Source organism: Candidatus Lokiarchaeum ossiferum, assembly GCA_025839675.1.
Classification (GTDB): domain Archaea; phylum Asgardarchaeota; class Lokiarchaeia; order Sigyniarchaeales; family Promethearchaeaceae; genus Lokiarchaeum; species Lokiarchaeum ossiferum.
The window spans coordinates 740,457-752,842 of record CP104013.1; the positions used below are offsets into that span (position 1 = coordinate 740,457).

The window sequence follows — 12,386 nt, forward strand, 5'->3', positions numbered from 1 at the left end:
AATCCAGTAAAATATCACGTTAAACAACCATTTAAGTATTGCAAATTCAAGAATTTCTCTATCTTATGAGCTTTAAAAGAATCAGGTTGTGAAGTTATAGTGCAAAACCTTTTACTCAAAATTTCCCTTTGAAGGATTGAAAATCATGTCAGCAAAAAAAGTAATAATTATTGGAGGAGTTGCTGGAGGCGCTTCTTGCGCTGTACGATTACGAAGATTGGACGAACATGCAAACATTGTATTGTTAGAACGCGGTAATCATATTTCATTTGCAAATTGTGGACTTCCCTACTACATTGGAGGTGTTATAAAAGACGAATCCAAATTGTTAGTAGAAACTCCCGAAAAAATGCACGCAAGTTTTAATATTGATGTGCGGATAAAATCTGAAGCATTGAAAATTAATCGAGAAACGAAAACTGTAGAAATCCATGATATATCAAACAACAACATTTATACCGAATCTTATGATAAACTCGTACTATCTCCTGGAGCATCTCCTTTTCGACCTCCAATTCCAGGTATAAATTTATCTAAAATCTTTACATTACGAAATATTCCAGATACTGATGCAATCAAAAATTATGTAGATCAAAATCACCCCCAACATGCCGTAGTTGTGGGAGGAGGATTCATAGGTCTAGAAATGGCTGAAAATCTCGCCGAACGAGGAATAAAAGTCACTGTTAATGAACTGGCAGATCAAGTAATGGCCCCGCTTGACTATGAAATGGCAGCTTATGTCCACCAGCATTTGAAATCCCATGAGATTGAGCTATATCTCAATGATGGAGTAAAATCCTTCGAGGAACTTGATAAGGATATAATCATCGTCACATTAAATAGCGGTACCAAAATTCGCACAAACATGGTGATTTTTGGGATCGGAGTAAAGCCAGAAAACAAACTGGCAAAAGAAGCAGATCTAGATCTTGGAGAACGAGGAGGAATCAAAGTAAATGAAAAATTAGAAACAAACGATCCAGATATCTATGCAATTGGAGATGCCATTGAAGTTATTGATTTTGTTAATAAAAATTCCGTTTTAATTCCATTAGCGGGTCCTGCCAATAAACAAGGAAGAATTGTTGCTAATAATATTGCCGGTAAAGAAGAAAAATTCTTTGGAACTCAAGGAACTTCAATTGCAAAAATCTTTGATCTCACTATTGCAACCACAGGAAACAATGAGAAAACTCTTATCCGCTATGGAATTCCCTATTTAAAATCATTCACTCAAAATTCATCCCATGCAGGTTATTATCCCGGAGCCATTCCTATGGCGATGAAACTGATTTTCACTCCAGATACTGGAAAAATACTTGGTGCCCAAATCGTTGGATATGATGGAGTAGACAAAAGAATTGACGTATTGGCTACAGCTTTAAGAGCAAATATGACAGTATTTGATTTAGAGCAACTTGAATTAGCGTATGCACCACCTTACTCTTCTGCCAAAGATCCAGTCAATATTGCGGGTTTTGTTGCTTCTAATATTCTTAAGGGGGATATGGAAGTAATCTTTTGGGATGAAATCGCAAAAATTGACCCTAAAAAATCAATATTGCTGGATATTCGTACCAATTTGGAGACTAAACTTGGAAAACTACCTAATTCATTGCATATTCCTTTGGATAATCTTCGAGAACGCATTAAAGAGATTCCAATGGGCAAAGAACTCATTGTTTATTGTCAAGCAGGACAACGGGGATATTATGCTGCACGAATTTTAATGCAACATGGATTCAAAGTCAAAAATTTGAGCGGGGGATATAAAGCATATAAAATTGTAACCGAAAAACAATCAAATGAAGATGTGTTTGCCGATTTAGGGATTAAAACCGATGATGTGATTCATGCGGTTCCAACTCAAGAATATTCTGATAACGATATCACCGCAGCAATTGAAATAGATGCGTGTGGTTTAGCATGTCCTGGTCCAATAATGAAAGTCGCAGACGGAATGAATTCTCTTAATGCAGGAGAGGTTTTAAAAATTTCCTCTACTGATCCAGGTTTTTTTTCAGATGTCAAAGTCTGGGCAAAGACGACTAACAATACAATAATGAATATAACTCGAGAAAAACGAGAAATTATCGCGTTGATTAAGAAAAATAAACCCGAGAAAGCTTCCACGGCTAATATTGGTTCTTTACCTACGGGAAAAAATCTTATTGTCTTCAGTGCGGATCTCGATAAAGCCATCGCAGCTTTTATCATTGCAAATGGAGCAGCTGCTATGGGAAGGGAAGTTAATATCTTCTTTACCTTCTGGGGGTTAAATATTCTCCGCAAACCTAAAAAAGTCAAAGTAAAGAAAAATTTCATTGAACGTGTGTTTGGAAAAATGATGCCCCGAGGAGCAGATAAACTTGAGATATCCCAAATGAAAATGCTCGGTATGGGCACAAAAATGATCAAAGGCATCATGAAGAAGCATAATATTTCATCACTTCACGAATTGATGCAATCGGCACTAGCTAATGGAGTAAAATTAGTTGCTTGTCAAATGACAATGGATTTAATGGGAATCAAGGAAGAGGAACTTATCGACGGTGTTTCGCTCGGTGGAGTTGCCACCATGCTAGGGGCTAGCGATGACTCCAATATGAGCCTATTTATTTAAACAAATAGATACGAGTTGTTTCATTTTTTTCTATCATAATGTATTTTTCCCTATCTTTCAATTTTATAGTATCATTTATAAATAAAAAGTATCATATAGTAGCATTTAAATATATAAACTACTAATGTAATAATAAAGTTAATCATTAATTTCTAGCAAGATCAACTTAATTGCAACGTATTCATTTCACTTCAAAACGGAATCACAGTGATATTTATGGGAAAATCAAGTAAAGAAAAAATTAATTACGCTGTTGAACTTTTGAAGCAAGGAAAGACCTATCGAGAAATACAAAAGGAATTGAAAACGCAATTTGGCTCCACTATGTCATTTTCAACCTTACAAAAGTTGAATCAAGTCCAAGAAAAAGTAATCGGAGAAAACTCACGAATTCAGGAGTTGGAACAAGAACTGGCACTCTTTAAGCGTTTATACTTTGAATTGCTAAAAAAATATGACAGTTTGCATGAACAGGAGGATAACCAAAATGGAAAATCTAAAAAGACAAAGTAAAATTCATTCTATTAAGCATATTTTGAAGAGAACGATCCTAATTTCGATCCTGGCTATTTGTATTTGTAGTACCAACGAATTTCTTGGAAAGAATGAAATGGTGACGACTAATTGTATACCTCATACAGCTTCCTTAAGATATATTGAAATTGATGATTCAATTCCTGAAAAAAGTTTAGCAAACAACAACTATATTGGAGGTAATGGGACTAAAAAAGACCCTTATGTCCTATCTAATTATAATTTTTATCGCGATGATTGGTATCCAATTATCTCTATCAAGAACACTCGAGCATTTTTGGTCATTGAAAATTGCAAGTTGCGTGCAAATTATGAAAACAGTGGAATATTCATCAAATATGAGAGTAATGGTATCCAAATTGAAAATAGTTCAAACATAGTTATAAATAATTGCACGTTCGAGTCTTCAGGCTATGGATCAGGCTGTTCGTTTTCAAACTCATCGAATATTCTAGTGAAAAATTGTCAGTTCGATTGTCTTACATGGGGGATTTATTGTGAATATTCTTCATTGATCTCAATTACTGACAACGAGATCATTGGGAAAGATTGTGGAGTGGCAATATTGGGATCTTCATCTATCTTTGTAGAAAAAAACACAATTAAAGAAGGATATCATGGAATTTTATCCTCCAATTCCACCATGAATAATTATACTGACAACTTAATTTCAGATAACTATATCGGGATGTCTGTGAAATTTTCTGTTCAAGCTTTAATTACTGCAAATAGGATTTTTTCAAATCAATATGGATTGGATATCGTTAATAGCATCAAAACAACGATTATTGGAAATGTGATTAAAAAAAATAAAGAAGTAGGAATTATTTTGCATTCTTGTTTGCAAAACGATATTCTTGATAATCAAATTTCTTATTCCAAATGGGGAATAATCTTCCAACCTAAGGAAGAAGAGCCAATTTATGCCCATCTTTCAATTAAATATGAAAATATAGATAATTTAGTCAAAAATAACACTTTGACGGAAATATATCGTCGAGGAATAGTAGATTCCTCAGGAAAAAATGAATTAGTTGAAAATTCAGTAATATTATCCTTGTGGTGGTTAATAGGTCTCCCATTAGCAACAATTTTGATAATTGCAAGTTCTATTTTGGCTCTAAGATCGATACGCAAGCACATTGAAGAATTGCAAGAAATTAAACTTTATGAGAAAAATAGTATTCAAAATGAACGGATCAAAGAATTAGAAGAAGAACTTAAGAAATACAAAGAGCTTTATGATACGCTGATCAAATCAGATAAAAAATAAGATCCAAATCAATCAAATGGAAACTGAAGATTTAATAACGACCTTTTTTTTACAGGAGGAGCATAAGATGGCGAAGACAAAATCATCAATAGTAGTCGTGGTAATCATTATTAGCGGAGTTTTCCAGACTTGTTTGTGTTCAGCACAAGATAAACCATTTGAAGAACGTCCTTTTGTGTATGGAGCACAATTAGACAACCTCATACCTTTGAATATTGATCCACATCAAGCTTACGCTTCAAATTCGTTTGATTTCATTGATCAAATTTGTGAAGGTCTTTTCTCATATGATTTGACCAGTCCGAACATGACTATCCAGCCCCAACTGGCTAAAAATTTTGGTAGATGGCAACAAAAAGAAGGAGGTGTTTATGGAAGTCAATGGACTTACACAGTTGAATTGAAAAACAACATCAAATTTCATGATAATACTCCTTTCGATGCCTATGATGTAGAATTTTCTTTCAATCGATTACATTATTTACTACAACAAAACCAATCTTCCGATTTAGAATTCTTCTATTACTTCCGATATGGGTCTACTTCCCCATTGAATTATGAATATCAACCCCTAAAATCGCTATACCCATCAACCCCCTATGTGATAAATGCGACTAAAGCTCTAAATGCAACATGGATTGAATTCACACTAAATTATCAATATAGTCCCTTTGAAGCATTGCTTTGCTGCACGGGCTCATATATTTTACCGAAGCCACTTGAAATATCCCCTGAATTCAAATACTATAATGACTCAACAGATCTTCTTGTTGGAACTGGCCCATATTCTCATGTGAGCACATCTCCATCTCAATTGAAATTGGAATTTTATCCAGATTATTATGGAGAGCTTAATCCCGATATCAAAGAGATTCATTGGAAGTTCTATAAGGATATTATATCAATGAATGAGGGATTTTTAGAAGGAAAAAACGATTATATCAAAAATATTGATTTGTCGTTTATCAAACAATATAATGAAAGTAAATATCATCAGATTGAGGAGCCAATTCAAGGAACAACCATTAACTATTTGGGTTTTGATTGTACGACTATACTTGTTAATACTAGAAAGGCAATGCAGGATGCATTAAATTATACATTTCTTATTGAAGAATTTGGTCAAGATGAAATTACCGAAATGACATCTATTATTCCAAAAGGTATCCTTTTTCATGATAATTCTATTTCACAACCGATTACAAATATATCAACAGCAAGATTGCATGTTTTAGATGCAATCGAAACTGGTGAATTAGTAGCCCCAGATGGATTTGATTTGAATGAGAATTCCTCTGATGAAGCATGGAAATCAATAGTATTGGCTTCTTATACATATGGTTATAATAGCGGCAACCACATAAGAGAGGGAATTGGTGAATTAATAAAAGAAAATTTTGCGAAAATTGGGATACAAATAATAATTAACGGTTTACCGGTGGGTCATCTATATGAAAACATACAAAATGGAATTTATCAAGTTTATTCACTCAGTTGGTCACCCCTTAACCATGATCCCAGCAGTTACACAAATTTTATGATAAACAATTCAATTTTCAATTTTATTAATATAAATGATTCGTGGCTAGAAAAAAAACTGTCTATTGCAGTTCAGGAAAGAAATATAACAATGCGACATTTATACTACGATCAAATTCAACACTACATCTTCAAGGATTTGGTTCCAATTCTTTTCTTATATACCCCCTACAATCGAGATATTTATCCCACTAGTGTTTCTAATATGTACAAAAATTCTATGGGAAAACTATATTTTTATCTCTGGGATTTTGACTATTCCAAAATTCCTTCCAAAATTCCAAGTTTCCCATTATTGAGCATATTTGGGGCTACATTTATAACAGTTTCATTAATAGTAAAAAAAAACAGTTCAATTGTATAAAATCAGTGTAAATCCTGATAATTGAGGAAGAAAAATGAAAAAATATTCAAAAAGAATTATAGTGTTCATATTAATGATGTGGTTACAATATCCAATCAGTTTGGTGCAAGCAGAAGTTTACGCAGAACGCCCTTTTGTATATGGATTTAGATTGGACACCCATTCACCATGGAATATCGATCCCCATCTAGCTTTTGATCACCAATCACATAATTTCATAGATCAGATCTGTGAAGGACTGTTTTCATACGATTTGACCAGCCCCAACATGGCCATCCAACCGCAACTTGCTAAAAATTTTGGAAAATGGCAAGAAAAAGAGGATGGATTTTATGGAAATCAATGGACCTACACAGTTGAATTGAAGAATAATATTAAATTTCATGATAATACTCCTTTCGATGCTTATGATGTAGAATTCTCATTTAATCGACTACGTTATTTTTGTCAACAAGAACCTTCCACACTTTTGAATAAATTTAATCAACCCATCTACACCCAACGTTCAGAAACCCCTTTAAAAGAGATTTATCAGCCTTTAAAAAACCTATATCCAGCAACACCATATTTGATAAACACGACCAAGGCCTTGAATGAAACTTATATTGAATTCACGCTCAATTATCAGTATATTCCTTTAGAAGCTTTGCTTTGTTTTTCTGGATCATATATTTTATCAAATAGTGTTGATAGTACTCCAAAACAAAAGTATTATAATTCATCAACAGATATTTTGGTTGGAACGGGTCCATATTTTCATGTTAGTTCCTCATCATCCCAACTTAATCTGAAATTTTATAAAGACTATTATCAAAATGATGTCCCTGATATTAAAGAAATCCACTGGACATTTTATGATGAAATTGAACTGATGAATGAAGAAATTCTAGAAGGAAAAATTGATTTTATTAAAAATATAGATTTAAATTTCATAGAGCAATTTTTAGAAAGCAATTATCATTATAGGGGTAAAAAAATACCTGGAACAGCAATATTTTATCTCGGATTTGATTGTAATAAAATTGATATCAATACAAGAAAAGCGATGCAAAATGCAATAAACTATACTTATGTGGTTGAAGATTTGGGTCAAAATCAAATGACTTCAAAAATCCCCAAGGGAATTCGTTATCATGATGAGGCTATCTTGGAACCCAAAATGAATTTAACTGCAGCTAGATTATATATGATCCAAGCAATTGAAACTGGAGAACAAGGTCTTTCAAAACCATCTAATTGGGAATTCTTAAAAAAAAGTGATGATGATGAGGATTGGGAGGCAATTACTATTGTTACCTATAATTATAGCTACTTCATAGGAAGAGGAATTCGAGAAAGTGTTTTAGAATTAGCAAAACTTAATTTCAAAAAAATTGGGATCAAAATAGATATAAATCAATGGTATAGTGAGGGTTTTGGAGATATAGAAACGGATATTTTTATGTCTGGTTGGAATGCAAATTATAATGATCCAAGTATCTATATCAATCCTCTATTGTCAAATACATCAATTTCAAATCTAGCTCATGTGAATGATTCCATTTTACAAAATTTGATGATTGAAGGAATAAATGAAGAAAATTTAACCAAGCGACAAGAATTATACTATGAAATGCAACAATATATTATAGATTTGGCCCCATGGGCATTTCTTTATACTTCATATACCCAACATATCTTTTATTCAGGATGTAATGATACTGCTCAAAATCCCATGGGGAAACTTTATTTTTATCTTTGGGAGTTTGACTATTCCACCATTCCTTCTAGAATCCCAAGTTTTCCTATAATAGGTATTTTGAGTATAATGAGCATAACAATCTCATTATTATTAAATAAACAGTTCAAGTCTATGAACGTCGAACAAATTACTAAAAATTGTGGTAAATAAATGAAAAAAACTCCAAAATCTATCATTGCGCTAATTATCATAAATTGCTTTGTAAACCCGTTCAACCTCGTTCAAGGCGAAATATATGAAGAACGCCCAATGATCTACGGAACGACTTCATTAGTTGTGGATATAGATCCCCATTATGCATGGGACAGTGCTTCCATCAATCACATTGACCAGGTGATGGAGGGACTATTCTCCTATAATCTGAAAGATCCGAATATGGCCATTCAACCCCAACTTGCGGCAGATTTTGGCACTTGGGAAGAAGGAAAAGAAGGACTGTATGGAACTCTATGGAATTATACAGTTGAGCTAAAGACAGGAATAAAGTTTCACGATGAGACCACTTTTGGTCCTGAGGATGTGGTCTGGAGTTTTAATCGATTAAACCATTTTGTTGCCAATGAAACACCAACCCAAATTGCAGAATTATATATGCCTTTAGAGAACTTATATCCTGCTACACCTCTATTAATCAACAAAACAATTTCTATAAATTCAACCCATATTAGATTTGTGTGTAACTACATGTATGCAGCCTTGGAAGCCTTACTTTGTTTTTCTGGGTCGGTTATAATGCCTGAAGATAAATATCCTACCGATGAATACATAGATACTGCAACTGATGTTCTCATCGGAACTGGCCCTTATAGGCAGCATTCCAATTCAGATCGTCTAACTGAATTTATATATTGGGAGAATTATTATGGCGGATATGGAATAGAATTCCCATCCATACAGGAAATGCATTGGGTGTTATATGATGATACTACTACCTTAAATCAAGCATTTCTCGCTGGTGATATTGATGTTATTAACGGAATTAGTATGGAATTCATGGACGAATATGAAGAGAGCGACTATCACGATGTAGGCGCCCGGATGCCAGGTACAGTCATCATTTATATTGGTTTTAACTGCGAACAGATAGATCTTAACACAAGGAGAGCGATGCAAGACGCAATTAATTATTCCCACATTATAGATGAATATGGAAAAGGGGAAATCACTCAAATGACTTCAATAGTTCCAAATGGAATCAGGTACCATGATAGATCCATACCCGCTCCAATTATGAATATTACTGCGGCACGCATACATATGATTGAGGCAATTGAAGTAGGGGAACAAGGTCTTGAAAAACCCTCCAATTGGGAGTTTTTAAAAAATAACAGCATAGATGAAGAGTGGGAAGCGGTTTCAATTGCAACTTACACATATACTTATAATTCAGGAGCATATCGCCCAAATCCTGTTGAAGAAGAATTAAAAAAGAACTTTGCAAAAATTGGAATTAATTTAGAACTCAATGGACTGACCTGGGGACAATTTTTAGATTCTTTAGATGATGGAACGTGTCAAGTTTTTATGCTCGGATGGGGACCTGATTTCAATGACCCAAGCAATTTTATAAATCCATTGATGTTTTCAAATTCATCGGACAATCGAGCCCATATAAATGACTCAAAATTAGACACTTATATTATTTCTGGATTAAATGAAATAAACTGGAGTAAACGAGAAGAAATCTATAAAGAATTGCAACATTATATCATAGATTTAGCCCCATGGGCATATTTATATACAAGTAATGCGAGATCGGTCTACTATACAGGATGTGTTAATACAGCTCGTAATCCTATGGGAAAATTGTATTTCTATTTGTGGGATTTTGATTATTCCAAAATCAAAGCGGATTTGTTTTCATTTTCCAATATTCTATATTTTATTGGGGGGGTCGGAATTTTGATCGGAACAATAATGTTATTAAAATCGCAAAAAGAATGGCGAGAGAAACAAAGGGAGAAACGGTTACAAAGAAAAGTTCAACAGTTTTTTGCGGAAAAGAATGATGTCAATAAATTCATTGATGATTTAGATGAAAACTTTACGCACTGGGATAAAAATAAGAAGCTTGAATAATTGAGGAATCCATGTTTGAGAAAATTCACTTCCTTCTGTTAATTAGCTTACTCATTAAAGAGAATAAAAAAAAAATTTTCCCTTGGGGATAATATCTCCAGAATATCAAAATAACAACTCATTTCAATAAGTAAAGTGATCGTAATTTAATTACACACTGAGTTTCACACACTCTACTTTTTTCCCTCAGAAGGAACATCACACACTCCTTCTTTCTTCCCTTCACTTTTGAGATTTTATACATTAATTTAATGCAAGATAATTAAAACCATGTGAAGTAGGTCTTTAATTCATTGACTAAATCCAGAAATCAACTTTATTGCAAATAAGAAGAAAAAATTCTAATCAAAGACAATTTTTTGACCGGACCGGGGATCAATATAAGGCGTTTTTTTATCAAAGAAGACATAAACACCTACATCCACCATTTGTCGCTCTTGATCAATTTTTAATACTTCAACCGAGATGCGTCCACCATAAATAGGAGTAATCGTTGCAGAAATCGCAGCTTCCGTTATCCCCGCAATAATATAATAATGTCCAAATCCATTTTCTTCCACAGGATCACTTGCCACATAACCACCTTCAAATTCCACAATCGCAGCCAAATGAGTTGCAGGATTTGGAAAACCATCGCTAGTTAAATGTGAAATATAGCGTGATTTTTCCACAGTACTCGCTTCCTTTAAGAGTTTTAACAAGTATTTAATAACATCATCTAATTGATGAGGTTGTTCCTTCAATCGCAGAATATTAGGTTCGGGAATTTTCAATTTGGGATAAACATACCTTCCAATCTTCTTGAAATTTTCTTTTCCTTCAGGTTTATCAATATCCCAAATCCCTCCACCAATTTCCTTTAAACCTTGCAAAATTGCTTGGTATTGATAACCAAGAATGGTTTGAGGTTTTAATGGTTCTTTTAACTGCCAGGTTTTATCATTGTTTTTTTGGACTAATCCACTAAGTTGTAGTACTTCGAGGTATCGATAAACAGAATTACGAGAAACATCAAGTAATTTTTGAAGGGATCCAATCCTTAATCCATCAGGATTACGCTCCAATAAATATAGGATTTTTTCTTTGATTTCTTCTCCTTTTTTTGTCACTTACAATAATCTCCTCAATAAAGTACTTTAGAAAAAAGAGACAAATATATTTAAAAATTATGCAAAAAAGTTCTAAAATTAAGTAAAAAGTTCAAAAAAAAGTTCAATTTTTAATTAAGAAAATCTTTTTTTTAAGAGAGATAAGAAGGTCTGAAACAGATTTCTCCAAGGGAATTTGTTTAGAAAATATGAATCCTAAAGACATTCATTATTTTAAATTTGATTCATATAAATAATATAAAAAATATAGAGCTGAAACCCATACTCATTCGAAAACAACATGTTACTAATTTGGAAATGATTTCCTTTGATGTTTATACAAAATAATCAATTGATCAGAAATTGGTATAAATTGATTTATAATATTAGGAAAAAATTTAATTTCCTTTCCTTTCTTCTTGTTAGATGTTGTATTTTGATTTTTACAGATCAGCAATATGGGTTGAAAATTTTTATTAAAATTTCTGAAAAGATATTTTTTTTGATTCATAAACCTCTTCCAACGCATAAATGAAATCGACTTTAAATATTCCTACAAGCGAAGACTGATTATTTTCTCCAAAATTGATATAAAGAAATTAAAAAAATTTTGATATGAAAGCAAAAAAAAAAAAAGGAAAAGTTAAAAACTGGAAAAATCTTCAATGAGTTTTTTCAAGGAGATCAATATCAAATTTCTCAGAAATCAAATAAATAATAAAGGAATCTGCCAAAATTCTAAATATCATACAAAATATGAAGCAAATCGATTCACTTTAAAATTTCTTAGATCATTTTAAATGCAGTTTTTAAATTTAAAATAGTGTCACAATGCTTATAATCTCTCCAAAACCCTTTTATATATTGACACATAACAGTATAGTATATTAAATATCAATTTGTAATAATCCAAATTAAGGCTGAGATTGTACGCAAATTTTCATCAATGAAGATAGATCTAATCTAGTTGAATTTCTCCAATTTTTTTATAGTCTCTAGAATACTTGTTTAAGAAAGAATTGACTTTATATAAAATTGGTTCTACTTGGATAAAATTCCATTGTAGAAAGGTTCCATTAAGAAATGATCAAGTTTGGTTGAAGATAGATGGGATACTTTCAAAGTTTTCGTGAGGTCGACAA

At 32.7% G+C, this 12,386-nt stretch carries 7 protein-coding genes; 6 read left to right on the forward strand and 1 reads right to left on the reverse strand.

Annotation, left to right across the window (positions count from 1 at the left end; translation table 11 throughout):
* Positions 1-145: 145 nt before the first annotated feature.
* The 6 genes from NEF87_RS03110 (at position 146) to NEF87_RS03135 (ending at position 10,156) form a co-directional block, all read left to right on the forward strand.
* Entirely contained in the window at positions 146-2,626 is a 2,481-nt protein-coding gene (locus tag NEF87_RS03110; protein ID WP_457918602.1) for a CoA-disulfide reductase, read from the forward strand.
* Positions 2,627-2,842: 216 nt separating this feature from the next.
* Positions 2,843-3,139 carry a hypothetical protein gene (locus tag NEF87_RS03115; RefSeq protein ID WP_457918603.1) on the forward strand — a complete coding sequence of 99 codons (297 nt, stop codon included), beginning with the start codon at positions 2,843-2,845 and terminating at the stop codon, positions 3,137-3,139.
* A complete protein-coding gene (locus tag NEF87_RS03120) occupies positions 3,114-4,433 on the forward strand; it encodes a NosD domain-containing protein (protein ID WP_457918604.1) in 1,320 nt (439 codons plus the stop codon). The genes NEF87_RS03115 and NEF87_RS03120 overlap by 26 nt, the downstream gene beginning before the upstream one ends.
* Positions 4,434-4,500: 67 nt before the next feature.
* Positions 4,501-6,336, forward strand: coding sequence for an ABC transporter substrate-binding protein (locus NEF87_RS03125; RefSeq protein ID WP_457918605.1), 1,836 nt, complete (start codon positions 4,501-4,503; stop codon positions 6,334-6,336).
* Between the two features lie 34 nt (positions 6,337-6,370).
* Positions 6,371-8,227, forward strand: a complete 1,857-nt coding sequence (locus NEF87_RS03130; protein ID WP_457918606.1) for an ABC transporter substrate-binding protein — start codon at positions 6,371-6,373, stop codon at positions 8,225-8,227.
* Positions 8,228-10,156: an ABC transporter substrate-binding protein gene (locus NEF87_RS03135; protein WP_457918607.1), complete on the forward strand. Its 1,929-nt coding sequence runs from the start codon at positions 8,228-8,230 to the stop codon at positions 10,154-10,156. It abuts the gene before it with no gap.
* Between the two features lie 341 nt (positions 10,157-10,497).
* Here the strand turns inward: NEF87_RS03135 and NEF87_RS03140 are convergent, their stop codons facing one another.
* Positions 10,498-11,265: a helix-turn-helix domain-containing protein gene (locus NEF87_RS03140; RefSeq protein WP_371804942.1), complete on the reverse strand. Its 768-nt coding sequence runs from the start codon at positions 11,263-11,265 to the stop codon at positions 10,498-10,500.
* Positions 11,266-12,386: the final 1,121 nt, after the last annotated feature.

Bases quoted from the DNA above. Each gene is read 5' to 3' on its own strand.
- NEF87_RS03110 (WP_457918602.1), top strand. From the start codon at position 146: ATGTCAGCAAAAAAAGTAATAATTATTGGAGGAGTTGCTGGAGGCGCT.
- NEF87_RS03115 (WP_457918603.1), top strand. From the start codon at position 2,843: ATGGGAAAATCAAGTAAAGAAAAAATTAATTACGCTGTTGAACTTTTG.
- NEF87_RS03120 (WP_457918604.1), top strand. From the start codon at position 3,114: ATGGAAAATCTAAAAAGACAAAGTAAAATTCATTCTATTAAGCATATT.
- NEF87_RS03125 (WP_457918605.1), top strand. From the start codon at position 4,501: ATGGCGAAGACAAAATCATCAATAGTAGTCGTGGTAATCATTATTAGC.
- NEF87_RS03130 (WP_457918606.1), top strand. From the start codon at position 6,371: ATGAAAAAATATTCAAAAAGAATTATAGTGTTCATATTAATGATGTGG.
- NEF87_RS03135 (WP_457918607.1), top strand. From the start codon at position 8,228: ATGAAAAAAACTCCAAAATCTATCATTGCGCTAATTATCATAAATTGC.